Genomic DNA, 24452 nt, shown 5'->3' on the forward strand with positions numbered 1-24452 from the left:
CGTTCGCCGTGGAGCGTGACTCCCGCCACAGATCACCCGTTGTCTTCTTCATGAGCCCGGGACCGCCCGGTTCACGGGCCGGGAGCCACCCGGTCCCGCCACGCACCACTTCCCGAGGGAGCCACCCGTGCCGCGCATGCTCGACGTCAGCGACGAGGTACGCGCTGAGATCGGCGACGAAGAAGCCGACCGGCTGCTCGCCGGAGAGAACGCCCCCGGCAGCTACGACTGCACGTCCTGCCGCACCCAGGGCGACTCCGACCAGGAGCGCACCAGCACCGTCCTGTTCATCGGCGACGAGACCGCCGTGCTGGCCTTCGCCCACGCCACCTGTCTGCCCTCCCAGGTCGTCCAGGTCACCGAGGAGCAGCTCCAGGGCGCGGTGAAGTCCATCACCGGCGACACCGTCGACCTGGACCCGGACAAGGTCGTACCCGAGCAGGCGGTGCTCGGGGTGACCAGCGGACTCGTCCTGATCGCCGGGGAGTTGCACCCGGCGCTGGTCGTGGAGCCGACCGGGCCGATCGCGCGGCCGGGCGCCACGGGACGCGGCGACGACTTCCTGCCGCTGCTGATCGAGCAGGGGTTCATGCCGCTGACCGCGATCGAGTCGGTGCCGCCGGTGCTGCACGGGTGGTCGGTGCTGCTGGCGGTGGGGCAACTGCACGCGGTGCTCCAGCCGTCGCCGAACGGCGGTCAGCCGGTGGCCTGGTGGCAGGCGCACCAGCCGCTCCAGGTCACGGAGAGCTGGCGGGCCGCCGCCAACAAGCACCAGCAGGTGCTGATGTTCGCCGCGCCGGTGGGCTCCATCGGACGGCAGCCGCGCGAGGACCTGCTGCGGGACGCGCTGGACAAGGCCGCCGCCAACGGCAAGTTGGTCGCGGCCGCGATGCCGCTCGCGGGCACCTGAGCACCGGCTGAAGGATCACGGCGAACCGCATCCCCGAGGTCCCGGTGTCGTTTGGACATACGTGCACCCATACGACGCTCCGCGCCGGTTCTCCGGCGGACCATCGGCCACGCCGATCTACGACGCGCTCTACTCCGAGTACGTCAAGACCTTCCGTTCGCTGCCGGGTGACCGCAGCGGCGAGGAGGAGCTGGGCTTCACCGCGTTCGGGAACATCCCGCACGCCTCGGGCTCGTTCAGCAGCTCGTACAGCGCCTACAGCGCGGGGGCGTTCAGCGCCCGCCAGCAGTCGCAGTGGCAGCGGGTGGGACACATCGGGCAGCAGCACACCGGGATGCACCACGTCCCGGCGGCGCTGCCACCCGGCCCCCGCAGAGGGACCTGACACATGAGGAAGGGCGGCCCCGACGGGGCCGCCCTTCCTCATGTCCTCATGCCGTCGTCACTTCTTCTTGGCGCCGCGCTTCTCGCGCACCCGCACCGAGATGTGGATCGGGGTGCCCTCGAAGCCGAACTCCTCGCGCAGCCGGCGCTCGATGAAGCGCCGGTAGCCCGCCTCGATGAAGCCGGAGGCGAAGAGCACGAACCGCGGCGGCTTGGTGCCGGCCTGGGTGCCGAAGAGGATGCGCGGCTGCTTGCCGCCCCGGACCGGGTGCGGGTGAGCGGCGACCAGCTCGCCGAGGAAGGCGTTGAGGCGGCCCGTCGGGACGCGCGTCTCCCAGCCGGCCAGTGCCGTCTCGATCGCGGGGACCAGCTTCTCCATGTGCCGGCCGGTGCGCGCCGAGACGTTCACCCGCGGCGCCCAGGCGACCTGGCCGAGCTCGGTCTCGATCTCCCGCTCCAGGTAGTAGCGGCGCTCCTCGTCGAGGGTGTCCCACTTGTTGTAGGCGAGGACGATCGCGCGGCCCGCCTCGACGGCCATGGTGACGATCCGCTGGTCCTGGACCGAGATGGACTCGGAGCCGTCGATCAGGATGACCGCCACCTCGGCCTTCTCGACCGCGGCGGCGGTGCGCAGCGAGGCGTAGTAGTCGGCGCCCTGCTGGAGGTGGACCCGCTTGCGGATACCGGCGGTGTCGACGAACTTCCAGGTGACACCGCCGAGTTCGATCAGCTCGTCGACCGGGTCACGGGTGGTGCCGGCCATCTCGTTGACGACGACCCGCTCCTCGCCGGCGACCTTGTTCAGCAGCGAGGACTTGCCGACGTTCGGGCGGCCGATCAGCGCGATCCGGCGCGGGCCGCCGATCCCGGCGCCGCCGAAGCTCTGCTCGGGCGCCTCCGGCAACGCCTCCAGAACGGAGTCGAGCATGTCGCCGGTGCCGCGGCCGTGCAGCGCGGAGACGGGGTGCGGCTCGCCGAGTCCGAGGGACCACAGGTACGAGGCGTCGGCCTCGCCGCTGGGCCCGTCGACCTTGTTGGCGCACAGCACCACGGGCTTGCCGGCCTTGCGCAGCAGTCGTACGACCGCCTCGTCGGTGTCGGTGGCGCCCACCTTGGCGTCCACGACGAAGACGACGGCGTCGGCGGCCTCGATGGCGTACTCGGCCTGCGCGGCCACGGAGGCGTCGATGCCGAGGACGTCCTGCTCCCAGCCGCCGGTGTCGACGACCTTGAAGCGGCGGCCCGCCCACTCGGCCTCGTAGGTGACACGGTCGCGGGTGACGCCGGGCTTGTCCTCCACGACGGCCTCGCGGCGCCCGATGATGCGGTTCACCAGGGTCGACTTGCCGACGTTCGGGCGCCCGACGACGGCGAGCACCGGCAGCGGGCCGTGGCCGGCCGCCTCGATGGCACCCTCGACGTCCTCGGGGTCGAAGCCCTCTTCCGCGGCGAGCTCCATGAACTCCGCGTACTCGGCGTCGCCAAGCGCCCCGTGGTCGTGCTCCTCGCCCGAGCCCTCGGAGTGGATGTGGTCGTTCATGAAGTCCGTACCTCGTTCATCGTGGTGATCGGTGGACCCGCGGCTGTTCCGCCGGCTGATCCACTACTCAGTGTCGCCTAGCGCCCGGTCAGGCGCCTGGCGTTTTCCAGGTGGGCGCTGAGCTGCTTCTGGATGCGCTCGGTCGCCTCGTCGAGCGCCTTGCGCGTGCGCCGTCCGCTGCCGTCGCCCGCCTCGAAGGGGTCGCCGAAGACGACGTCGACCCGGCTGCGCAGCGGAGGCAGCCCCTTTATCAACCGTCCCGGCCTACCGGAGCTTCCCAGCACCGCGACCGGGACGACCGGCGCCCCGCTGCGCACCGCGAAGTACGCGAGCCCGGCGCGCAGGGAGGCGAAGTCGCCCTCGCCCCGGGTGCCCTCCGGGAAGATCCCGAGGACCCCGCCGGCCTTGAGGACGTCGAGCGCCTGGGTGATCGCCCCGCGGTCGGCGCCCGAGCGGTCCACCTTGACCTGCCCGATGGCGGTCAGGAAGGGGTCCAGCGGCCCGACGAACGCCTCCTTCTTGATCAGGAAGTGCGTCGGCCGGGGCGCCACGCCCATGACCATGGGGCCGTCGATGTTGTGGGAGTGGTTGACGGCGAGGATGGCCGGCCCGGTCGCGGGCATCCGCCAGGCGCCGAGCACCCGCGGCCTCCACAGCCCGTACATCAGGCCCACGCCGATGCGCCGGCCGACCTCGGCGCCCTTCTCCGACGGAACGGTCACTTCCCGGCCCGCTTCTCCTCGACGAGGGTGACGACGCACTCGATGACCTGCGCGAGGGTGAGCTCGGTGGTGTCCACCTCGACCGCGTCGTCCGCCTTGGCCAGCGGCGAGGTCTTGCGGCTGGAGTCGGCCGCGTCCCGCTTGATCAGGGCCTCGCGGGTGGCCTGGACGTCGGCGCTCTTGAGCTCCCCGCTGCGGCGGGCGGCGCGGGCCTCCGGCGAGGCGGTGAGGAAGATCTTGAGGTCGGCGTCGGGCAGCACGGTCGTACCGATGTCCCGGCCCTCGACGACGATGCCCTTCTCGGCGGAGGTCGCGATCGAGCGCTGGAGCTCGGTGATCCGGGCCCGCACCTCGGGCACCGCGCTCACGGCGCTGACCTTGGAGGTGACCTCCTGGCCGCGGATCGGACCGGCCACGTCGGTCCCGTCCACCGTGATCGTGGGGTTCTGCGGGTCGGTGCCGGAGACGATCTCCGCCTTCCCGGCCACGGCGGCGATCGCGGTCGGGTCCTCGATGTCGATCCCGTTGGTCACCATCCACCAGGTGATCGCCCGGTACTGGGCGCCGGTGTCCAGGTAGCTCAGCCCGAGCTGTGCGGCGACAGCCTTCGAGGTGCTCGACTTGCCCGTGCCGGAGGGGCCGTCGATGGCGACAATCACGGGCTGGGCGGCGCCGTTTTCCACGGGGGGACACCTTTCGGGTGCGGTCTGGCGAGGGTGTGGGGACGCGACTGTGCCCCGCACCAGGTTACTGGGTGCGCGTCACTCGTCCGGACGCGTCTCCCCGGCGCCGTCCGGGCCGGGCGGGGGCGACGCGCCGGGCCCCACCGGCACGGCGGGCCCCGTCGGCGGTCGGGCTCCTACTGTCGGATGGCCCAGCCCCGCTCCCGCAGCGACGCCGCCAGCACGGGCGCGGCCGACGGCTCGACCATCAACTGCACCAGACCCGCCTGCCGGCCGGTCGCGTGCTCGATCCGCACGTCCTCGATGTTGACCCCGGCCCGGCCGGCGTCCGCGAAGATCCGCGCGAGCTGCCCCGGCTGGTCGTCGATGAGCACGGCCACGACCTCGTACACCCGCGGAGCGGACCCGTGCTTCCCGGGCACCCGCACCTGCCCGGCGTTCCCCCGCCGCAGCATGTCCTCGATCCCGGACGTGCCCTCGCCCCGCTTGGACTCGTCGGCGGACTGGAGCGCCCGCAGGGCCCGCACGGTCTCCTCCAGGTCCCCGGCCACATCGGTGAGCAGATCGGCCACCGGCCCCGGGTTCGCGGAGAGGATGTCGATCCACATCCCGGGGTCGGAGGCGGCGATCCGGGTCACGTCCCGGATGCCCTGGCCGCACAGCCGTACGGCGGCCTCCTCGGCGTGCTCGAGCCGGGCGGCGACCATGGTGGACACCAGGTGCGGCATGTGGGAGACGAGCGCCACGGCACGGTCGTGGGCGTCGGCGTCCATGACCACCGGCACCGCGCGGCAGTGCGAGACCAGTTCCAGCGCGAGGTTCAGCACCTCGGTGTCGGTGTCCCGGGTCGGGGTCAGCACCCAGGGCCGCCCCTCGAAGAGGTCCCCGGAGGCGGCCAGCGGCCCGGACTTCTCCCGCCCGGACATCGGGTGCGTGCCGATGTAGGGGGACAGGTCGAGTCCGAGGCCCTCCAGCTCCCGCCGGGGGCCGCCCTTCACGCTGGCCACGTCGATGTACCCGCGGGCCGCACCCCGCCGCATGGCGTCGGCGAGCACGCCGGCCACGTGCGCGGGCGGCGCGGCGACGATCGCGAGGTCCACCGGCCCGGCGGGCGGCTCGTCGGTGCCGGCGCCGAGCGCGGCGGCCGTGCGGGCCTGCTCGGGGTCGTGGTCGGCGAGGTGGACGGTGACGCCCCGGCTCACCAGTGCCAGCGCGGCGGACGTCCCGATGAGCCCGGTCCCGATGACGAGTGCGGTCCTCACTGGGCGATGTCCTTGCGCAGGGCGGCCGCGGCACCGAGGTAGACGTGCGCGATGTCGGCGCGGGGCCGGTCGGACTCGACGTGCGCGAGGACGCGGACGACCCGGGGCATGGCGCCCTCGATGTCCAGCTCCTGCGCGCAGATCAGGGGTACGTCGACGATGCCGAGCTTGCGGGCCGCGGCCGCCGGGAAGTCGCTGTGCAGGTCGGGCGTGGCCGTGAACCAGATGCTGATCAGGTCGTCCGCGGTCAGTTCGTTCCGCTCCATGACGGCGGTGAGCAGCGCTCCGACCTGCTCGTCCATGTGGCCGGCCTCGTCCCGTTCGAGTTGGACGGCGCCCCGGACCGCTCGTACCGCCACGGCATTGCTCCTTGCTGATGTACAACCCGGCTCTTGGTCCGACCAAGCCTAGTCAGCCCGCGCGGGGCCGGTGCGCGGCGCCCGCCTCCTGAGACGGCCTCCCGGACCGTGTCAATGTCACCTGAATGTCGCAGTTCCGCTACTTGGGGTGAAAACACACCCGTGCGCCTCTGGACGCGGGACCCGGGGTCCGCTCTCATGGGCAGGAAAACCGCCTCGGGGGAGGCCCCTTTCATGAAGCGTTCCGGACCGCTGCTGACACTGCTCGCGGGCTTGCTGCTCGGCCTGTTCATGCTCTCGCTCAACGCCACCACGGGAGAGAAGCCGACCTCGGCGGCCGTGCAGCCGTCCGCGTCCGGGAAGCCGTCACCCGGCACCAAGGCGTCACCGGGCACCGCGCCGGCGCGGACGTCCGCGCCGGCCGGCCCGTCCCCGGCCCGGACCGCCGTGCCCGAGGGCGTCTACACGGGCCGTACCGACGACGACTCCTCTGCGGTCGCGATCACCGTGCGCGACGACAAGGCGATCGCGTACGTCTGCGACGGCCACAACATCGAGTCGTGGCTCCAGGGCGACGTGCGGGACGACGGCAGTCTGCGGCTCACCGGCAAGGGCGGCGCGAGCCTCGACGGCAGGGGCAAGGGCACCCAGGAGATCCGCGGCACGGCCCATGTCGGCAGCGGAGGGTACGCCTTCACCATCGGCCGGACGGAGAAGTCGTCCGGGCTCTACCGCGCGAACAGCGAGGTGGCCGGCGCGAAGATCGAAGGCGGCTGGATCGTCCTGCCGGACGGCGAGCAGGTCGGCATCCTCAAGCGCGACGGCAAGCCCTCCCCGGCACCCGAGATCGACCCGGAGACCGGTGCGGTGACGGTCGACGGACAGCAGCTCACGGCCCGCCCGGTAACCCCCTGACCTCGCCCGAGGGAGCCGATCATGACCGTCGACCCGAACGCGGCCACCCAGAGCTGGCCGTCGCCCGAACCCGAGCGCGGCCCCGGCGCGGCCCGCTATCTGGTCCCGGCCCTGGTCGCCGCCGCGGTGGCGGTCGCCCTGGGCACCTACGGCAAGGTGCACGACCCGGCGGGCACGGCCTTCAACCTCGCCGGCTTCAGCAGCACCGGCGCGGTCAAGTCCTGGCTGGCGACGGTCGCGTTCCTCTTCGCGCTGGTACAGCTCGTCTCGGCGCTGATGGTGTACGGCAGGCTGCCGGGCCCGAGCTGGTCCGCCACCCTGCACCGCTGGTCCGGCCGGGCGGCGTTCCTCTTCGCGGTGCCGGTCGCGGTGCACTGCCTGTACGCGCTGGGCTTCCAGTCGTACGAATCACGCGTTCTGTGGCACTCCCTCCTGGGGTGTTTCTTCTTCGGCGTGTTCAGTGCCAAGATGCTGCTGCTCCGCTCGGAGCGACTTCCCGGATGGCTGCTGCCGATCGTCGGCGGGCTCGTCTTCACCGCGCTCACGATCCTCTGGCTGACCTCCGCCCTCTGGTTCTTCCGCACCTTCGGAGTCACGACATGACGCACAGCCCGACGCGGCGCACGATCCTTCTCGCGACGGGCGCGGCCACGCTGACCGTCGGCTGCGGCGAGTACGGCGACGAGAACAGCGACTCCGGGTCGAGTTCGGTGCAGGCCGGCACCGAACTGGCGAAGGCGAGCGAGATCCCGGTCGGCGGCGGGAAGATCTTCAAGGACGAGAAGGTCGTCGTCACCCAGCCGACGAAGGGCGAGTTCAAGGCCTTCTCCAGCATCTGCACCCACCAGGGCTGCCAGGTGACCAGCGTGTCCGGCGGCACCATCAACTGCCCCTGCCACGGCAGCAAGTTCGACATCACCAACGGCTCGGTGGCCAACCCGCCGGCCGACCAGCCGCTGCCCGAGAAGCAGATCAAGGTCAGCGGGGACTCGATCGAGCTCGCCTAGGCGACCGGCCCGGCGCACCGGCCGGGTAGAGTCGCGCGGTGCCCGAGCTGCAGCGGCTCCACGCCGGCCATGCCCCGGCGGTCCTGGCCTTCGAGCTGGCGAACCGCGCCTACTTCGCCGCCTCGGTCTCCGACCGCGGCGACGCCTACTTCGACCGGTTCACCGAACGGTTCGACGCATTGCTGGCCGAACAGGAGGCGGGCGTCTGCGTCTTCCATGTGCTCGTCGCCGGGGACGGCTCGGTGCTGGGCCGGTTCAACCTGTACGACCTGGAGGACGGAACCGCCGTGCTGGGCTACCGGGTCGCGCAGCACGCGGCCGGCCGCGGCACCGCGACCGCGACCGTGCTGGAGCTGTGCGACCTGGCGGCGGCACGGTACGGACTGCGCACCCTGCGGGCGGCCACCGCCCACGTGAACATCGCGTCCCGGAGGGTGCTGGTGAAGGCCGGGTTCGTCCCCGTCGGGCCGGCCGACCCGGCCGCACTCGGCGGCAAGCCGGGCACCTGGTACCGGCGCGAGCTGAACCCGGGGCGGTAGCCGGACGGGGACGGCTTTCGGGCCGTCAGGCGTCCCAGAGCGCTCCGAGCGTGACCAGCTCACTGCCGTACTCGATCCGGTCGGCCCACTCGACGGGCCACGCCTCCGCTCCCAGATGGGCACCCGCGAAGGCACCCGTCAGACAGGCGATCGAGTCGGAGTCGCCGGAGCTGCACGCGGCCCGCCGCAGGGCCGTCAGCGGCTCGTCGGGGAACTGAAGGAAGCACAACAGCCCGGTCGCAAGGGCCTCTTCGGCGATCCAGCCGGCCCCGGTGGCCAGGCACGGGTCGTCCTCGGGCGAGGCACCGCGCACGGCCGCGTCGAGCCGGTCGAGGACCGTGAGGCACTCGTCCCAGCCCCGCGCGATGAACTGCCCGGCCGACGGGTCCTGGCTCCTCGTCCACAGGTCGCCGAGCCAACGCTCGTGGTACTGGCCCCGGTTCACCAGGGCGTACGACCGCAGCAGCGCGACCAGTTCGCCCGGCCCGGTGCCCTGCGCGAGCAGCCGTACGGCACGCGCGGTGAGGTCGGACGCGGCGAGCGCCGTCGGGTGGCCGTGGGTGAGCGCGGCCTGCAACTGGGCGGCGCCCGCCCGCTGTTCGTCACTGAGTCCGGGGACGAGTCCGACGGGGGCCACGCGCATGTTGGCACCGCAGCCCTTGGAGCCGATCTGGCTGGCGTACTGCCAGGGCAGCTCCGGGCGCTCCAGCAGTTCGCAGGCGCGCAGGCAGGTGTTGCCCGGGGCGCGGTTGTTCTCCGGGGAGCGGTTCCACGCGATGAACTCCCGCCGCATCGGCTCCGCCATCTCGGGCCCGAGCACGCCCCGGTCCATCGCCGCCCGCAGTCCCCTGCCCACCGCCAGCGTCATCTGCGTGTCGTCGCTGACCACCGCGGGCGTGATCAGCTCCATCTCCCGCCAGGGCCCGCACTTGGCGAGGATCGAGGCCACGTCGTTGAACTCGGTGGGGAAGCCGAGGGCGTCCCCGAGGGCGAGTCCGACGAGGGTGCCGGTGGCGGCGCGTTTGGTCAGGATCATCGTCATGCGGGGCGTCCTTCCGGGGACGGGCGGAGGAGAGGGGGGCGCAGGGCGGTCGCCGGCCCCGCGCGGTAGAGCGCGGCCGGTTTGCCGCGGCCGCCGGTCAGTCGCGCGGCACCGGGGACGGCCTCGACGAAGCCGGGGGTGGCGAGCACCTTGCGGCGGAAGTTGGGCCGGTCCAGGGCGGTGCCCCACACGGTCTCGTACACCTGCTGGAGCTCGCCGAGCGTGAACTCGGGCGGGCAGAAGGCGGTGGCGAGGCAGGTGGACTCGAGCTTGGCGCCGACGTGTTCGTGGGCGTCGGCCAGGATGCGGTCGTGGTCGAAGGCGAGCGGTCCGGCCTTGTCGTACGGCACCCAGCGGGCCTCGGCCGCGTCGCTGCCGCCGTGCGGCTCGGGCGGGTCGGGCAGCAGTGCGGCGAACGCCACGGAGACGACCCGCATCCGGGGGTCGCGGCCGGGCTCGCTGTAGGTCCGCAGTTGCTCCAGACGCAGTCCGGAGAGGTCCGACAGGCCGGTCTCCTCGGCGAGTTCGCGCCGGGCCGCGGTCTCCGCGGACTCGTCCGGGTGCACGAATCCGCCGGGCAGCGCCCAGTGTCCGGCGTACGGCTCCTGCCCCCGCTCCACGAGCAGGGCGTGCAGGGCGCCTTCGGCGACGGTGAGGACGGCGAGGTCGACGGTGACGGCGAAGGGTTCGTGGGCGTACTTGTCGTAGCCGGGTGGAACGGACACGCTCGCGCACCCCCTTTATGGTCAGCATGACTAATAGTCACTACGACTATAAAGAGGGTGCCCGGGTTCGGCAAGCCCCTGCGAGCGGGTCCAACGGAGCCCGCCCGCATCCGCCCCGGGGGTCAGCAGGCCTCTCGGACATCCCGCCCGAGGAATCCCAGAAGCCGGGCCTCGGGCCGTGCGCCGGACGGCACGGCGACCGGTTCGGCGAACCGCACGCCCCGGTCCTCCTCCCCCACCACGCACTGGGCGACGGACAGGAGCTCGGCCGCGAGACCCTCCGGAATGGGCCGCGGCCGGCCACAGGACCGGGCCACGTCCCAGCCGTGCACGGTGATCTCCACCGCGCCGACGGCGGCCATCACCCGCACGTCCAGCGGGCGTTCGCCCACCAGCACGCACCCCGGCGGACCGGCGGCCCAGGCGCCGAGCACGGCACACGCGCGCGTACGGAACCCGCAGACCCGGTCGGTCTGCGGGAGCAGTCCGATCCGCCCGCCGCTCAGCCCCTCGTACAGCGCGTCCAGCGAGTCGTCGAGATGCCCGAGCAGCTCGCCCAGGTCCCACTCGGCGCACGGCGTGCCCCGGTCGAGCCCGACCTGCCGTGATCCCGCCACGCTGCCCAGCGCGTAGGCGAGCGAACGCTCCAGCAGCTCCCCCGCGCTCATGACCGCATCCCCGCCGCACCGCCGCAGCGGCCTCTCAGCGGCCTCGCGGACATCTCCCGAGCCCCTGGGAGCCCGCCGGGCCGCGCGGGCCGCACAGGGCCCTCCAGCGCCTGCGGACCCGCCTCGCCACGGTTGTCGTTCCTCCGGTCCATCCCCACTCCCTCCGTCACGGATACAGACGTGCGGCGGGGCGAAAACGCATCGGCCGGCCCCGGAGGATTCCGGAACCGGCCGCACGCACGCAGGGAGGCTCTACAGATCGACTTCCTGCATCAGCATGCCGACCTCGGTGTTGGACAGCCGCCGCAGCCAACCCGACTTCTGGTCGCCCAGGGTGATGGGGCCGAAGGCGACCCGCACCAGCTTGTCGACCGGGAAGCCGGCCTCGGCGAGCATCCGGCGGACGATGTGCTTGCGCCCCTCGTGGAGGGTGACCTCGACGAGGTAGTTCTTGCCGGTCTGCTCGACGACCCGGAAGTGGTCCGCGCGCGCGTACCCGTCCTCGAGCTGGATGCCGTCCTTGAGCTGCTTGCCCAGGTCGCGCGGGATCGGGCCCACGATGTGCGCGAGGTAGACCTTCTTCACGCCGTACTTGGGGTGGGTCAGCCGGTGGGCCAGCTCGCCGTGGTTGGTGAGCAGGATGACGCCCTCGGTCTCGGTGTCGAGCCGTCCCACGTGGAAGAGCCGCGTCTCACGGTTGGTGACGTAGTCGCCGAGGCACTGCCGGCCCTCGTTGTCCTCCATCGTCGAGACCACACCGGCGGGCTTGTTCAGCGCGAAGAACTGGTACGACTGCGTCGCCACCGTCAGGCCGTCGACCCTGACCTCGTCCTTCTCCGGGTCGACCCGCTTGCCCTGCTCCAGCACGATCTCGCCGTTGACCTCGACCCGCGCCTGCTCGATGAGCTCCTCGCAGGCCCGCCGCGAACCGTAGCCCGCGCGCGCGAGGATTTTCTGGAGCCGCTCGCCCTCCTGCTCGGCGCCCGGGAAGGTCTTGGGGAGCTTCACGTCCTTCTTGCCGGCGTACCGCTCCCGGTTGCGCTCCTCGGCCCGCGCCTCGTACTCGCGGGAGGTCGCCGGCACCCAGCGGCCGCGCCCGGTGCCCTGGCCCTGCTTCGGGCCGCCCTTGGCGCCGCCGCGCGCCGAGGCGCCGCGCCCCGACTTCGGGCCGTCCGGGGAGGCGCCGGGACCCACGTCGTAGCGGCGCTCCTCGGGGCGGGGCTTCTTCGGCCGGCCGCCCTGCTTGTCGTCGCGGTCGTTCCCGGCGCCGCGGTAGGCGCCGCGTCCTCCGGTGCTCCCGCCGCGACCACCGCTGTTCCCACCGCGGCCGCCGCTGTTGCCACCACGGCTCCCGCCGTTGTTTCCGCTGCTGTTCCTGCCGCTGCTGCTTCGCATCAAAGTTCCGTCTTGTCGTCTGCGTCCTCGGAATCCGGGGCGTCCGGATCGAACGACGGTACGGCTTCCTGGGTCTCGGCCTCGATCGCCTCCGCCTCCGGGAGGAAGGGCGCGAGCTCCGGGAGCTCGTCCAGACCGCGCAGGCCCATCCGCTCCAGGAAGTAGTTCGTCGTCACGTACAGGATCGCACCTGTTTCGGGTTCCGTGCCCGCCTCCGCGACCAGACCCCGCTGGAGAAGGGTGCGCATCACACCGTCGCAGTTCACTCCGCGCACCGCGGAGACCCGGCTGCGGCTGACCGGTTGGCGGTAGGCGACCACCGCCAGCGTCTCCAGGGCGGCCTGGGTGAGCCGGGCCTGCTGCCCGTCCAGGACGAACCGTTCCACGGCCGGGGCGTACGCGGCCCGGGTGTAGAACCGCCACCCGTTCGCGACGTGCCGCAGCTCGAAGCCGCGGCCCTGTGCGGCGTACTCGCCCGCCAGCTCCCGCAGCGCCCTGGTGATCTGCCGCTTCGGCCGCTCCAGGATCTTCGCCAGGTGCTCCTCGGTCGCGGGCTCGTCCACGACCATCAGGACGGCCTCCAGGGCCGGCTTCAGATCGAGGTCGGCGACGCCCGGCAGTCCCGCCGGCGCCTCGGTGGTCTCCTCGCTCACGCCTTGTCCTCCTTGGGCGGCTCGGGCGGTCGGTCGAACTCGTCGGTCACCGTCGGCTCGGCCTCCCCCGCGCCGCCGGTCCAGCGCACGACCAGCTCCCCGAGCGCGGTCTCCTGGTCCAGCGCCACGGCCTTCTCCCGGTACAGCTCCAGCAGCGCCAGGAACCTCGCCACGACGGTCAGGGTGCCGTCGGCGTCCTCCACCAGCAGCCGGAAGCTGGCCTCCCCGAGCTCCCTGAGCCGGGCGACCACGATCCCCGCCTGCTCCTGGACGCTCACCAGGGGCGCGTGGATGTGGTCGACGTACACCTGCGGCTTGGGCTTGGGCTGCATCGCCTTCACGGCGAGCTTCGCGAACCCCTCGGGCCCGATGCTGATGACGACCTCGGGCAGCAGGTCGGCGTGGTGCGGTTCGAGTCCGACGGTACGGGGATAGCGCCGGGCCTCCTCGTCGAGCCGCCGGTTGAAGATGTCGGCGATCTGCTTGTAGGCGCGGTACTGGAGCAGCCGCGCGAAGAGCAGGTCCCGGGCCTCCAGGAGCGCCAGGTCGGCCTCGTCCTCGACCTGGGCGGCGGGCAGCAGCCGGGCCGCCTTCAGGTCGAGCAGGGTGGCGGCCACGACGAGGAACTCGGTCGTCTCGTCGAGGTCCCAGTCCGGCCCCATGCCCCGGATGTACGCCATGAACTCGTCGGTGACCTTGGAGAGCGCGACCTCGGTCACGTCCAGTTGGTGCTTGGAGATGAGCTGGAGGAGGAGGTCGAAGGGACCCTCGAAGTTGGCGAGCCGCACCTTGAAGACACCGTCGGCCTCACCCTCGGGTGAACCCGTGGAGGCGGCCTCGGGCACCGAGCCGATCCCGGTCGCCGGACCGATCCCGGGCTCAGTGTCGGCCTCAGGCTCCAGCCCGGGTCCAGCCTCCTGCACTGGCTCGTGCACGGCCCCGGATACGGCCTCCACCACCGGCTCGGCCTCCGGCTCCGGGCGAGCCACGGGCCGCGGCACAGCCTCCGACTCCGGCACAGCCTCGGGCCGCGGCTCCGGGAGGGCCTCCGGCTCCGGCGCAGCCTCGGGCTCCGGCACAGTCTCGAACCCCGCGCCCTCGATCTCCGGCTCGTCCGGGACCGGCATCGCCCCTGCCCCCGGCGTGACCCGCGGAGCGCCCGGTCCCCGGCCCAGCGCACGCCGGCGTCCGGCGGAGCCGCCGGGGCCGGGGACAGAAGAGTCGTTCGAGGTCATAGCCCCCGCAGGCTACCGCTACCGCCCGCGCAGCCGACGGACGAGGATGCTCGCGTCCCCGCGGGACTCCAGATCGGCCAGCACCACGGCGACCGCCTCGCGCACGATCCGCCCGCGGTCCACCGCCAGCCCGTGCTCGCCGCGGAGCACGAGTCGGGCATGCTCCAGATCCATGAGCTCCTCGGCCGACACGTACACGGTGATCTTCTCGTCGTGCCGCTCACGTCCGCTGGGCCGCCGGGCGGGCGACCGGCCACGCTTGCCGCGCGGCTGTGCGCCGGCGGCCGGGGCAGAACCTTCCTGCGCCTCCTGACGTCGAGCGGTGCGCTCCGCCGCGGCCGCCCGGAGACGGGACTCGCCCGCCTCCGCGGACTCGGCGTCGACCGCCACATGCTCGGCCCCGTCGCCGTCCCCGCCCTGCGCGGGCACGGACTGCGGCGCGTCCTCGGCCCCGTCGGGCTCCCCCGCGGGAGCCGGTACCCGAGCCTCGCCGTTGGCCCCCCGCCGGGGAGTGGACGCCTGGAGCGCCATCCCCCCTGTCGTACGGAACAGTTCGTCGGCCCCCGGCAGACTCACTCGGCGTGACACCGGGCGAGCACCTCCCTGGCGAGCTGGCGATAGGCGGCGGCACCGACGGAGTTGGAGGCGTACGTGGTGATCGGCTCACCGGCGACCGTGGTCTCCGGGAAGCGCACCGTGCGCCCGATGACCGTGTGGTAGACGTGGTCGTCGAACGCCTCGACCACACGGGCCAGCACCTCACGGCTGTGGACCGTGCGCGAGTCGTACATGGTGGCGAGGATCCCGTCGAGCTCCAGCTCCGGGTTGAGCCGCTCCTGGACCTTCTCGATGGTCTCCGTCAGCAGTGCGACACCACGCAGGGCGAAGAACTCGCACTCCAGAGGCACTATCACCTTGTGCGCGGCCGTCAGGGCATTGACCGTGAGCAGGCCGAGCGAGGGCTGACAGTCGATCACGATGTAGTCGTAGTCGGCCATGAGCGGCTTCAGGGCACGCTGCAATGTCGACTCGCGGGCGACCTCGGAGACCAGTTGGACCTCCGCCGCCGACAAGTCGATATTGCTCGGCAGCAGGTCCATGTTCGGGACCGCGGTCTTCAGCAGGACCTCGTCGGCCGCCATGCCCCGCTCCATGAGCAGGTTGTAGACGGTGAGGTCGAGCTCCATCGGGTTGACACCGAGACCCACCGACAGCGCGCCCTGCGGGTCGAAGTCCACGAGCAGCACCCGCCGGCCGTACTCCGCGAGCGCGGCACCCAGGTTGATGGTCGACGTGGTCTTGCCGACGCCGCCCTTCTGGTTGCACATCGCGATGATCTTCGCGGGGCCGTGGTCGGTCAGCGGGCCCGGGATCGGGAAGTACGGCAGCGGCCGGCCCGTCGGACCGACGCGCTCACGGCGCTGGCGGGCCGCGTCGGGCGCGAGCGTGGCCGCGTACTCCGGATCGGGCTCGTACTCGGCGTCGGGGTCGTAGAAGTGCCCCTCGGGCAGTTCGTCGTAGTCGGCGAAGTGGTTGTGGGGCGCGCCACTTCCGTCGCCGGCCATGGCGTTCACGTGATGGCCATCCATGCTCTGGTGTGCTGTCCGCACGGTCTGCGGACGACTCTGGTGGGCTGCGAAGGTGCGCACCGCGACGGAGCCGACAGCCTCGAACCCTGCGGGGCTCTGGGCCCCGGCAGGCATTCCTGGTTGACCACCCCCGGGAGAAAATGTCGACTCATTCACAAGTCGTCTTACCTCCTTGGTGACCAGGAAACTTCTAGACAAGGTCAGCGTGGCACCATGCCGACGGTTGGCGACTCTATGGCGTGTCGGGTGTTCACAGCAACACAATCCGCCGGACCCGGCAGGATGTGTCGGCAATGAAACATCCCGCTGTCAAGGGCGTACGGCAGTCGCACGGCAGGTTTCGCCGGTGTACGAATCGGTTCAAGGGTTACGTTCGACGCGAGTTGACCGAGAGTCGCAAAGTGACCATACACACATCCGGCCGGACCTTGTGGGCAAGGTCCGGCCGCATGTGACTCGTTGACGCGTCTTGTTGACGTATCGCCTTCACGAAAAGGTGACTTAGCTCTCTGCCGAGGTCACAGGCTCAGCCGAGCAGCGTCTCCAGCTCGACGTGCTCCAGGCCGTGGGCCTCCGCGACCTCCCGGTAAACGACCTTGCCGTCATGGGTGTTGAGGCCCTTGGCGAGCGCGGCGTCGCGGCGCAGCGCCTCCACCCAGCCGCGGTTCGCCAGCTCGACGATGTAGGGCAGCGTGGCGTTGGTGAGCGCGTAGGTCGAGGTGTTGGGCACCGCGCCGGGCATGTTGGCGACGCAGTAGAAGACCGAGTCGTGCACCTGGAAGGTCGGCTCGGCGTGGGTGGTGGGGCGGGAGTCCTCGAAACAGCCGCCCTGGTCGATCGCGATGTCGACAAGGACACTTCCGGGCTTCATCCGCGAGACGAGCTCGTTGGTGACCAGCTTCGGGGCCTTGGCGCCCGGGATGAGCACCGCGCCGATCACGAGGTCGGCGTCCAGCACGGCCTTCTCCAGCTCGAAGGCGTTGGACATGATCGCCCGGACCTTGGTGCCGAAGACCTTGTCGGCCTCGCGCAGCTTGTTGATGTCGCGGTCGAGCAGCGTGACGTGGAAGCCCATGCCGACGGCGATCTGAGTGGCGTTCCAGCCGGAGACACCGCCGCCGATGACGACGGCACGCGCGGGCTGGGTGCCGGGCACACCGCCGGGCAGGACACCGCGGCCGCCGACCGAGCGCATCAGGTGGTAGGCGCCGACCTGCGGGGCCAGCCGGCCCGCGACCTCGGACATCGGGGCGAGCAGCGGGAGCGCGCGGGAGGGCAGCTCGACGGTCTCGTAGGCGATCGCGGTGGTGCCGGACTCGATGAGCGCGTCCGTGCACTCCTTGGAGGCGGCCAGGTGCAGATACGTGAAGAGCGTCTGGTCCTTGCGCAGGCGGTGGTACTCCTCGGCGACCGGCTCCTTGACCTTCAGCAGCAGGTCGGCCGTGGCCCACACCTCGTCGGCGGTGTCCAGGATGCGGGCGCCCTCGGCGACGTACTCCTCGTCCGGGATGGAGGAGCCGAGGCCGGCGCCCCGCTCGATGACGACCTGGTGGCCGTGGCGCACCAGCTCGTGCACGCCTGCGGGGGTGATGGCCACCCGGAACTCGTTGTTCTTGACCTCGCGGGGGATGCCGACCTTCACGGGGATCACGGTCCTTGGCTCAGAGAGTGTGTGGGGCAATACAACACATACCCGGGCATGCGTGAGCACACCAGGAGACACCGCAGGAGAAGGTGCGGCAGAGCCAGTCTAATGAAGGTGTTCCCGCTGTCTAGCCTTTCATTGCATCAATCTTCAGCGGATGCACTACGGATTTCGCAGGCATTCTCGCCTTGTTTCGGGTCCTCGGCCTGTTGGGAGCCGGGTTCCTCCCCGGAAAGCTCCTCCCCCAGCAGCCGTTCGGCAGCGCCGCGGTGGAGCTGGGCGGCAGCGGGATCGCCGAGGCGGTCCAGCGTGTCCGCGAGCCGGACCTGGAGCGCGGCCAGCAGCCGGAGGTCCTCGGCGCGCCGGGCCCACTCCACGGCCTCCTGGCAGGTGCGCAGCGACTCCTCGGGGTGTCCGGCGTACTCCTGGACCCGGGCTAGCTCGCTCAACGCCCGTGCGTGGGCGGGCACATCGCCGTTCCTGCGGTATCCGGCCAGGGCGGCCCGCCAGTTCCTGACCGCCTCGCCGTAGTGGCCCGCGCAGGTGTGGGCGGCGGCGATACGGCCGTACAGCCGGGCGGCCTCCTCCCGCTCGCCGCGGGCCTGCCGCTGGGCGAGGGCCCGGCCGAACCAGTCGGCGGCCCGCTCGTAGTCCCCGAGCTCCAGATGCGCGCCGCCTACGGATTCCATCGCGCGGCCGGTCGCGTACGGGTCGTTGGCCTCCCGGCCGGCGTCCAGGGCCGCCCGGTAACGGGTCAGCGCCTCCCGGGTGCGGCCGGTCTGGGCGTCCAGGTCGGCGAGGTTCAGCAGGGCGGCGGCCTTCTCGCGGGGCAGGGCGCGCCGCTCGGCCACGTCCAGGACGAGGCCGTGGAGGATGTAGAGGTCGGGGGCCGCGGCCTTCATCCCGAAGTGGGCCACCATCGTGCGCACGAGCTGGGACATCAGGCGCCGGGCCAGGGTGTCCAGTTCCCCGTCGGCTACCGCGAGGCGGGCCGAGGCGAGCAGGGCCGGCCTGCGGATGCGCAGCCAGTCCTCGGCGGCCCGCGGGCTGGGGAAGCGCACCGAGGGCGGCATGCCCTGGAGCTTCTCCCGGGCCTCGGGACTGTCGGTCTCGGTGATGACACGGGAGGACTGCAACAGCCGTACGGTCCGCTCCAGCATGCGGGCGCGGGCCAGCCGGAGCTCGCCCGGCCGGTCCTGGGTGTCGGCGAGGGCCCTGAGCAGGGGCTGGAGACAGCCGGGGACCTCGTACTGCGGCAGCGGGGACGCCACGGCGTGCAGCAGGCCCAGCGCGACGAAGTCGTCCAGGGTGGAGCGGGCCTCGGCCACCGAGCAGCCGGCGAGCGCGGAGGCGGTGTGCGGGTCGACGAGGCCGGCCGGGGCGAGGGAGAGCAGGCGCAGGGTGCGGGCCGCCGCGGTGGGCAGGGTGCTGTGGACGAGCTTGAAGACCCGGCTGAGCGGGCTCCCCTCGTCACTCTCCGCATGCAGATGCTTGGCGAGGTCGGCGACGGCCGCCTTGGGCCGGGCGGCGAGCCAGCCCCCCGCCAGCATCAGCGCGGCGGGGTGGCCCTGGCACTCCTCGACGAGCCCCTCGGCGGAACGGGGATCGACGGTGACGCGGACCGACCCGGTGTGCCGGGACAGCAGTTCCAGCGCGGCCTTGGTGTCGAGACCGCCGAGGGTGCAGGGACGGACGTCCGCGATCCCGGTCAGCGGACCTCCCGAAACGGCCACGACCAGGCACTCCGGGGTGTCCGGGAGCAGGGCGTCCACCTGTTCCGCGGCCACCGCGTCGTCGAGCAGGAGCAGCGCGCGACGGTCGGCGAGGGCCTCGCGCAGCACCGCCGTGAGGTCGTCCTCGGCGGCGCCGGCGGGTGCCGGGACGTCGAGCGCGCCGAGCAGTTCCCGGGCGACGTCCGCGACCGGTACGGGGGTGCCGTCGGGCTCGCTCAGGCGGGCGCGCAGCACCCCGTCGTCGTAACGGTCCGCGACCGCCCGGACGAGTTCCTCGGCGAGCGCGGTACGGCCGGAACCGGGGCGTCCCGCGATGAGCAGGACGCGCGCGCGAGGTGCCTTGCGGCCGGCGAGCGTGTCGAGTCCGGCCCGCTCGATGTCGGCGCGCAGTTCCTTCAACTCCCGCGTCCGCCCCAGGAATTGGCCCTCGCCGGACAACCGTACGCCGCCTGGGTCCACCGCCTGATCCGTCACGGGCCACACTCCCGTCCCACCGCACGCGCAAAGCCCGCCGGTGACCCCGGTTCGGGCACCAAAAGCCTAGTTCACGCTGTGCAACGTTCCGGGCGGAGCGCGGCGGTGGAGCCGCGAGAGTCCCTCAATCGGATCAACGGATCATAGGATCTCGGGGATCCGGCAGTACCGGTGTCAGGGGCGCGGGGAACTGCGCGACAAGCCACGACGCAACCGGCACCCCGCGACGAACCGCTCCCCCCCCACGGCGAACCCCGCAGAACATCAGGCGTCGAAAGGCCTCGCAGGCCACTCCGCCTCAGCGGACCGCAACCCGTCCAGCCCGCCGGAGGCCCGCGCGGCGACCAACGACAGAACCCCCACCACCAGGCAGTTGTTGTGGAGCTCCCCCGCCAGCACCCCCCGCACGAGCTCGGACACGGGCACGCGCGCGTACTCCAGGTCGATCTCCTCGTGCTCGACCTCGAAGCGCTCGCCGTCCGCCTCGGACAGCCCCCGGGCCAGGAAGATCCGGATCGCCTCGTCGCAGCCGCCCGGCGACGTGTAGACGTCGGTCAGCACCCGCCAGTCCTCCGCCTTTACGTGCGCCTCCTCGTACAGCTCCCGCTGGGCCGCGTGCAGCGGGTTCTCCCCGGGCACGTCCAGCAGCCCCGCCGGGATCTCCCACAGCTTCTGCCGCACGGGGTGCCGGTACTGGCGGATGAGCAGGACCCGGTCCTCGTCGTCGAGCGCGAGCACGGCCACGGAACCCGGGTGGACCTGGTAGTCGCGGCCGACCACCGTCCCGTCGGGCATGACCACCTCGTCCGTGCGGACGGAGGTCTTCTTGCCCACGAAGGGGGTCCTCGTGGCCCGGATCTCCCACTCCTCCGGGGCGTCCTTGATCGTCATGCCCTGTCCTTCCCCACGTGCCCAAAAGAAGCCGGGGCACTCGCCTTTGAATGCGTGTGCCCCGGCCACCGTACAACTGTCGTGCTACTTGGAACTCTGCCGCTCCACCGCCGCCTTCACCAGGCCGGCGAACAGCGGGTGCGGCCTGGTCGGACGCGAGCGCAGCTCGGGGTGGGCCTGTGTGGCGACCAGGTACGGGTGGACGTCGCGCGGGTACTCGACGTACTCGACGAGCTTGCCGTCCGGCGAGGTGCCGGAGAACAGGATGCCCGCCTTCTTCTCCAGCTCGGCGCGGTAGGCGTTGTTCACCTCGTAGCGGTGCCGGTGCCGCTCCTCGACGTACTCCTTGCCGTCGTACACCTCGCGGACGATGGAGCCCTCGGCGAGCTTGGCGGGGTACATGCCGAGCCGCATGGTGCCGCCCAAGTCACCCTCACCGGCGACGATGTCGAGCTGCTCGGCCATGGTGGAGATGACCGGGTGGCCGGTGGCCGAGTCGAACTCGGTGGAGTTGGCGTCCGGGATGTCGGCGAGGTTGCGCGCGGCCTCGATCACGATGCACTGCAGGCCCAGGCACAGGCCCAGCAGCGGGATCCGGTTCTCGCGGGCGTACTTGATCGCGCCGACCTTGCCGAGCACACCGCGGTCGCCGAAGCCGCCCGGGATGCAGATGCCGTCCACGTCGGCGAGCTGCGCCGCGGCACCGGCCGGGGTCTTGCAGTCGTCGGAGGTGACCCACTTGATCTTGACGCGGGCCTTGTTGGCGAAGCCGCCCGCGCGCAGCGCCTCGGTGACCGAGAGGTAGGCGTCGGGCAGGTCGATGTACTTGCCGACCAGGGCCAGGGTGATCTCGTGGTCGGGGTTGTGGACGCGGTCGAGCAGGTCGTCCCAGGTCGTCCAGTCCACGTCCCGGAACGGCAGGTCCAGCTTGCGGACGACATAGGCGTCCAGGCCCTCGCCGTGCACGGTCTTCGGGATGTCGTAGATCGAGCGGGCGTCGGGGCAGGCCACCACGGCGGCCTCGTCGACGTCGCACATCAGCGAGATCTTCCGCTTGATCGCGGTCGGCACCTCGCGGTCGCAGCGCAGCACGATGGCGTCCGGCTGGATACCGATGTTGCGCAGCGCCGCAACCGAGTGCTGGGTCGGCTTCGTCTTCAGCTCTCCCGACGGGCCGATGTACGGCAGGAGGGAAATGTGGACGACGAAGACGTTGTCACGGCCGACCTCGTGGCGGACCTGGCGGACCGTCTCCAGGAACGGCAGCGACTCGATGTCGCCGACCGTGCCGCCGACCTCGGTGATGACGACATCGACCTCGTCGGTCGCCATGCGGCGGATGCGGTGCTTGATCTCGTTGGTGATGTGCGGGATGACCTGAACGGTGTCGCCCAGGTACTCGCCGCGGCGCTCCTTGGCGATCACCGTGTTGTACACCTGACCGGTGGTGACGTTGGCGGAACCGTCGAGGTCACGGTCGAGGAAACGCTCGTAGTGGCCGATGTCCAGGTCGGTCTCGGCGCCGTCGTTGGTGACGAACACCTCGCCGTGCTGGAAGGGGTTCATCGTGCCCGGGTCGACGTTGAGGTACGGGTCGAGCTTCTGCATCACGACGCGCAGGCCCCGCGCCTTGAGCAGCATGCCGAGGCTGGAGGCCGTCAGCCCCTTGCCGAGCGAGGAGGCGACACCCCCAGTGACGAAGATGTGCTTGGTCGTCGTGGCTGTGCTGTTTCGAAAAGCAGCGGTCATGGCCAAGAGGGGGCTCCCGTGGTCGCGATCTTGAGGTGCGGTTCGGGGGTCAGACGCCCACCGGTCCACGGGCTACCAGGGTATCAGCGCCTCGGGGAGATGGCTTCCGGCCACGCTCCGCACACATGCCGACACGGACCCGCACGAAGACACCCGTTTCTCACCCGTTGCTCACCCGTTCGGCCCAGCCGCGTTGCCCGGAGCGGCACACAGATCATCTACGTGCGTCGTATCCTGCTCGGACACTCACTGCCGAGCCCGGCCGGAAACACGGGACCACCCCCACCCGTAGGCCCCGGAACAACGAGAGCTCGTCAGTTCGTTGAGCAACAGTTGTCGTTTTGCCTCACAGCGGCAGGACTGTTTTGCTTCACCGCTCAACGACGCATTACAACGACCCCCTTGACCGCACCAAGCGACAGCCCCCTTTTCCTGCAGGGGGTGACGTGGCCGTTCGACTGGAGTTGCACGTGGCCGGGCGCATCGAAGACTACGCACTCATCGGAGACATGCAGACCGCGGCGCTGGTCTGCCGGGACGGCACGGTGGACTGGCTGTGCCTGCCCCGCTTCGACTCGCATGCCATCTTCGCCGGCCTGCTGGGCACCGAGGAGCACGGCTTCTGGCGTCTCGGACCCGCCCACGCGGCGGACGCCGAGCCCCCCACCGCCGCCCGGCGCACCTACCGCGGCGACTCGCTGATCCTGGAGTCGGAGTGGGACACCTCACGCGGCACCGTCCGGGTGACCGATTTCATGCCCCCGCGTGACGGCGCCCCGCAGCTCATCCGGATCGTGGAGGGCGTCTCGGGCCGCGTGCCCATGCGCTCGGCCCTGCGGATGCGTTTCTCGTACGGCCGTGTCGTGCCGTGGGTCCACAAGCACGAGGGGCGCACGGTCGCCGTCGCGGGCCCCGACTCGGTGTGGTTCGACACCGACTGCGAGACCTACGGCAAGTCCCTGACGACGTACTCGGACTTCACGGTCGCCCCGGGAGACCGGATCGCCTTCACCATCTCCTGGCAGCCCTCGCACAAGGAGCCGCCGCCGCTGCCGGAGCCGGAGCAGTCGCTGGAGGCCACCGAGGACTTCTGGCGGGAGTGGGTCGAGCACTGCACGTACCACGGCCCCTACCGCGAGGCCGTCATCCGTTCGCTGATCACCCTCAAGGCGCTGACGTACGCCCCCACCGGCGGCATCGTCGCGGCCCCCACGACCTCCCTCCCGGAGGACATCGGCGGCGTCCGCAACTGGGACTACCGCTACACCTGGCTGCGCGACGCGGCCATCACCCTCTCCTCGCTGCTGCGCACCGGCTACCGCGAGGAGGCCCGCGCCTGGCGCGAGTGGCTCCTGCGCGCGGTCGCCGGCGACCCCGAGAACCTGCAGATCATGTACGGCATCGCGGGCGAACGGGAACTGGGCGAGGCCGAGTTGGACTGGCTGCCCGGCTACGAGGACTCCGCGCCCGTCCGGGTCGGCAACGGCGCCGCGCACCAGCTCCAGCTCGACGTGTACGGCGAGGTCACCGAGGCCCTGCACCTGGCCCACATGACGGGCCTGTCCCGCAACGACTACGCCTCCCTGCTCCAGCTCAAGCTGATCCGCTACCTGGAGCAGCACTGGGACGAGCCGGACGAGGGCATCTGGGAGGTGCGCGGCCCGCGCCGGCACTTCGTGCACTCCAAGGTGATGGCCTGGGTCGCGGTGGACCGCACCATCAAGCTGATCGAGTCCGGTGACGCGGACGGCCCGCTGGAGAAGTGGCGCGAACTGCGCGACGACATCCACCGGGACGTCTGCGAGAAGGGCTACGACAAGGAGCGCAACACCTTCACGCAGTCGTACGGCTCGAAGGAGCTGGACGCCTCCCTGCTGTTGATCCCGCAGATGGGCTTCCTGCCGCCGGACGACAAGCGGGTCATCGGCACCATCGAGGCGATCCAGCGCGAGCTGTCCACGTCGGACGGCTTCATCCTGCGCTACCCGACCACCAGCGGCGACGAGAACGTCGACGGCCTCCCCGGCGACGAAGGGGCCTTCCTGGCCTGCTCGTTCTGGATGGCGGACGACCTCGCGATGATCGGCCGCGTGGACGAGGCCCGCAAGCTCTTCGAGAAGCTGCTGTCCCTGCGCAACGACCTCGGTCTGCTCGCCGAGGAGTGGGACCCGCGCCTGCAGCGCCAGGTCGGCAACTTCCCGCAGGCCTTCAGCCACGTCCCGCTCATCGACACCGCCCTGCGGCTGACGGCGTCGGGGGCGTACGGCGGCTGAACAGGACCGGAGCGCCGGGCCCGCCTAGGCTGGGAACCACCATCAGCCCCTGCACGGAA

At 71.5% G+C, this 24452-nt stretch carries 24 protein-coding genes; 7 read left to right on the forward strand and 17 right to left on the reverse strand.

The window, feature by feature from the left end:
• The first annotated feature begins 127 nt into the window (after positions 1 to 127).
• Positions 128 to 910: a hypothetical protein gene (locus ACZ66S_RS25660; protein WP_469903853.1), complete on the forward strand. Its 783-nt coding sequence runs from the start codon at positions 128 to 130 to the stop codon at positions 908 to 910.
• 61 nt (positions 911 to 971) lie between these two features.
• The gene (locus ACZ66S_RS25665) at positions 972 to 1295 is read left to right on the forward strand and encodes a hypothetical protein (protein ID WP_469903854.1); all 324 of its coding nucleotides are present in this window, start codon (positions 972 to 974) and stop codon (positions 1293 to 1295) included.
• Positions 1296 to 1352: 57 nt separating this feature from the next.
• Here ACZ66S_RS25665 and der read toward each other — a convergent pair whose 3' ends face one another.
• From der to aroH, 5 genes are all read right to left on the reverse strand, one after another.
• Positions 1353 to 2834, reverse strand: a complete 1482-nt coding sequence (gene der / locus ACZ66S_RS25670) for a ribosome biogenesis GTPase Der (protein WP_469903855.1) — start codon at positions 2832 to 2834, stop codon at positions 1353 to 1355.
• A gap of 77 nt (positions 2835 to 2911) precedes the next feature.
• Positions 2912 to 3499 carry a lysophospholipid acyltransferase family protein gene (locus ACZ66S_RS25675; RefSeq protein ID WP_469903899.1) on the reverse strand — a complete coding sequence of 196 codons (588 nt, stop codon included), beginning with the start codon at positions 3497 to 3499 and terminating at the stop codon, positions 2912 to 2914.
• A gap of 53 nt (positions 3500 to 3552) precedes the next feature.
• Positions 3553 to 4239 (reverse strand): (d)CMP kinase, encoded by a 687-nt coding sequence (gene cmk, locus ACZ66S_RS25680; RefSeq protein ID WP_469903856.1) that lies wholly within the window; start codon positions 4237 to 4239, stop codon positions 3553 to 3555.
• 176 nt (positions 4240 to 4415) lie between these two features.
• Positions 4416 to 5501, reverse strand: a complete 1086-nt coding sequence (locus tag ACZ66S_RS25685) for a prephenate dehydrogenase (protein ID WP_469903857.1) — start codon at positions 5499 to 5501, stop codon at positions 4416 to 4418.
• The gene (gene aroH / locus ACZ66S_RS25690) at positions 5498 to 5860 is read right to left on the reverse strand and encodes a chorismate mutase (protein ID WP_469903858.1); all 363 of its coding nucleotides are present in this window, start codon (positions 5858 to 5860) and stop codon (positions 5498 to 5500) included. The genes ACZ66S_RS25685 and aroH overlap by 4 nt, the downstream gene beginning before the upstream one ends.
• Positions 5861 to 6094: 234 nt before the next feature.
• Here aroH and ACZ66S_RS25695 point away from each other — a divergent pair, with 234 nt between their 5' ends.
• Genes ACZ66S_RS25695 through ACZ66S_RS25710 form a run of 4 tightly spaced genes read left to right on the forward strand, consistent with a single transcriptional unit; the run spans position 6095 to position 8321 of the window.
• Positions 6095 to 6775, forward strand: a complete 681-nt coding sequence (locus ACZ66S_RS25695; RefSeq protein ID WP_469903859.1) for a hypothetical protein — start codon at positions 6095 to 6097, stop codon at positions 6773 to 6775.
• A 21-nt stretch (positions 6776 to 6796) separates the two neighbouring features.
• A complete protein-coding gene (locus ACZ66S_RS25700; protein ID WP_469903860.1) occupies positions 6797 to 7378 on the forward strand; it encodes a DUF6529 family protein in 582 nt (193 codons plus the stop codon).
• Complete coding sequence (locus tag ACZ66S_RS25705) at positions 7375 to 7782, forward strand: Rieske (2Fe-2S) protein (RefSeq protein WP_469903861.1); 408 nt, start codon at positions 7375 to 7377, stop codon at positions 7780 to 7782. The genes ACZ66S_RS25700 and ACZ66S_RS25705 overlap by 4 nt, the downstream gene beginning before the upstream one ends.
• A gap of 38 nt (positions 7783 to 7820) precedes the next feature.
• Positions 7821 to 8321 carry a GNAT family N-acetyltransferase gene (locus tag ACZ66S_RS25710; RefSeq protein WP_469903862.1) on the forward strand — a complete coding sequence of 167 codons (501 nt, stop codon included), beginning with the start codon at positions 7821 to 7823 and terminating at the stop codon, positions 8319 to 8321.
• A 25-nt stretch (positions 8322 to 8346) separates the two neighbouring features.
• On the opposite strand, the gene ACZ66S_RS25715 is transcribed toward ACZ66S_RS25710, so the two are convergent.
• The 12 genes from ACZ66S_RS25715 to ACZ66S_RS25770 all read right to left on the reverse strand — a co-directional run bounded on the left by ACZ66S_RS25715 (position 8347) and on the right by ACZ66S_RS25770 (position 22120).
• On the reverse strand, positions 8347 to 9363 hold the full coding sequence (locus tag ACZ66S_RS25715) for an ADP-ribosylglycohydrolase family protein (protein ID WP_469903863.1): 1017 nt from the start codon (positions 9361 to 9363) through the stop codon (positions 8347 to 8349).
• Positions 9360 to 10088, reverse strand: coding sequence for an NUDIX hydrolase (locus ACZ66S_RS25720; RefSeq protein ID WP_469903864.1), 729 nt, complete (start codon positions 10086 to 10088; stop codon positions 9360 to 9362). The genes ACZ66S_RS25715 and ACZ66S_RS25720 overlap by 4 nt, the downstream gene beginning before the upstream one ends.
• Positions 10089 to 10210: 122 nt before the next feature.
• Positions 10211 to 10756 carry a TIGR03086 family metal-binding protein gene (locus ACZ66S_RS25725; protein ID WP_469903865.1) on the reverse strand — a complete coding sequence of 182 codons (546 nt, stop codon included), beginning with the start codon at positions 10754 to 10756 and terminating at the stop codon, positions 10211 to 10213.
• A 252-nt stretch (positions 10757 to 11008) separates the two neighbouring features.
• Positions 11009 to 12151: a pseudouridine synthase gene (locus ACZ66S_RS25730; RefSeq protein WP_469903866.1), complete on the reverse strand. Its 1143-nt coding sequence runs from the start codon at positions 12149 to 12151 to the stop codon at positions 11009 to 11011.
• Positions 12151 to 12804: an SMC-Scp complex subunit ScpB gene (scpB, locus tag ACZ66S_RS25735; protein WP_469903867.1), complete on the reverse strand. Its 654-nt coding sequence runs from the start codon at positions 12802 to 12804 to the stop codon at positions 12151 to 12153. Before scpB ends, ACZ66S_RS25730 begins: the two co-directional genes overlap by 1 nt.
• The gene (locus tag ACZ66S_RS25740) at positions 12801 to 14039 is read right to left on the reverse strand and encodes a segregation and condensation protein A (protein ID WP_469903868.1); all 1239 of its coding nucleotides are present in this window, start codon (positions 14037 to 14039) and stop codon (positions 12801 to 12803) included. The genes scpB and ACZ66S_RS25740 overlap by 4 nt, the downstream gene beginning before the upstream one ends.
• Positions 14040 to 14057: 18 nt before the next feature.
• The gene (locus ACZ66S_RS25745; RefSeq protein WP_469903869.1) at positions 14058 to 14627 is read right to left on the reverse strand and encodes a hypothetical protein; all 570 of its coding nucleotides are present in this window, start codon (positions 14625 to 14627) and stop codon (positions 14058 to 14060) included.
• Positions 14612 to 15742, reverse strand: coding sequence for a ParA family protein (locus ACZ66S_RS25750; protein WP_020117888.1), 1131 nt, complete (start codon positions 15740 to 15742; stop codon positions 14612 to 14614). The genes ACZ66S_RS25745 and ACZ66S_RS25750 overlap by 16 nt, the downstream gene beginning before the upstream one ends.
• A 412-nt stretch (positions 15743 to 16154) precedes the next feature.
• Positions 16155 to 17270 (reverse strand): alanine dehydrogenase, encoded by a 1116-nt coding sequence (gene ald, locus ACZ66S_RS25755; RefSeq protein WP_469903870.1) that lies wholly within the window; start codon positions 17268 to 17270, stop codon positions 16155 to 16157.
• A gap of 146 nt (positions 17271 to 17416) precedes the next feature.
• Entirely contained in the window at positions 17417 to 19480 is a 2064-nt protein-coding gene (locus ACZ66S_RS25760) for a tetratricopeptide repeat protein (protein WP_469903871.1), read from the reverse strand.
• Positions 19481 to 19744: 264 nt separating this feature from the next.
• Entirely contained in the window at positions 19745 to 20371 is a 627-nt protein-coding gene (locus ACZ66S_RS25765) for an NUDIX domain-containing protein (protein ID WP_469903872.1), read from the reverse strand.
• Between the two features lie 84 nt (positions 20372 to 20455).
• Positions 20456 to 22120 (reverse strand): CTP synthase, encoded by a 1665-nt coding sequence (locus ACZ66S_RS25770; protein ID WP_469903873.1) that lies wholly within the window; start codon positions 22118 to 22120, stop codon positions 20456 to 20458.
• Between the two features lie 470 nt (positions 22121 to 22590).
• On the opposite strand from ACZ66S_RS25770, the gene ACZ66S_RS25775 reads away from it, so the two are divergent.
• Positions 22591 to 24393, forward strand: coding sequence for a glycoside hydrolase family 15 protein (locus tag ACZ66S_RS25775; protein ID WP_469903874.1), 1803 nt, complete (start codon positions 22591 to 22593; stop codon positions 24391 to 24393).
• The last annotated feature ends 59 nt before the right edge of the window (positions 24394 to 24452 follow it).

This window comes from Streptomyces sp. NPDC107471 (genome assembly GCF_055582845.1).

What these genes read in the sequence shown, in the direction of transcription:
- ACZ66S_RS25700 (WP_469903860.1), top strand. Translation starts at nt 6,797, where the DNA reads ATGACCGTCGACCCGAACGCGGCCACCCAGAGCTGGCCGTCGCCCGAA.
- ACZ66S_RS25695 (WP_469903859.1), top strand. Translation starts at nt 6,095, where the DNA reads ATGAAGCGTTCCGGACCGCTGCTGACACTGCTCGCGGGCTTGCTGCTC.
- ACZ66S_RS25725 (WP_469903865.1), bottom strand. Translation starts at nt 10,756, where the DNA reads ATGAGCGCGGGGGAGCTGCTGGAGCGTTCGCTCGCCTACGCGCTGGGC.
- ACZ66S_RS25740 (WP_469903868.1), bottom strand. Translation starts at nt 14,039, where the DNA reads ATGACCTCGAACGACTCTTCTGTCCCCGGCCCCGGCGGCTCCGCCGGA.
- ACZ66S_RS25675 (WP_469903899.1), bottom strand. Translation starts at nt 3,499, where the DNA reads ATGTACGGGCTGTGGAGGCCGCGGGTGCTCGGCGCCTGGCGGATGCCC.
- der (WP_469903855.1), bottom strand. Translation starts at nt 2,834, where the DNA reads ATGAACGACCACATCCACTCCGAGGGCTCGGGCGAGGAGCACGACCAC.
- ACZ66S_RS25765 (WP_469903872.1), bottom strand. Translation starts at nt 20,371, where the DNA reads ATGACGATCAAGGACGCCCCGGAGGAGTGGGAGATCCGGGCCACGAGG.
- ACZ66S_RS25770 (WP_469903873.1), bottom strand. Translation starts at nt 22,120, where the DNA reads ATGACCGCTGCTTTTCGAAACAGCACAGCCACGACGACCAAGCACATC.
- ACZ66S_RS25705 (WP_469903861.1), top strand. Translation starts at nt 7,375, where the DNA reads ATGACGCACAGCCCGACGCGGCGCACGATCCTTCTCGCGACGGGCGCG.
- ACZ66S_RS25750 (WP_020117888.1), bottom strand. Translation starts at nt 15,742, where the DNA reads ATGCCTGCCGGGGCCCAGAGCCCCGCAGGGTTCGAGGCTGTCGGCTCC.
- ACZ66S_RS25730 (WP_469903866.1), bottom strand. Translation starts at nt 12,151, where the DNA reads ATGCGAAGCAGCAGCGGCAGGAACAGCAGCGGAAACAACGGCGGGAGC.
- ACZ66S_RS25715 (WP_469903863.1), bottom strand. Translation starts at nt 9,363, where the DNA reads ATGACGATGATCCTGACCAAACGCGCCGCCACCGGCACCCTCGTCGGA.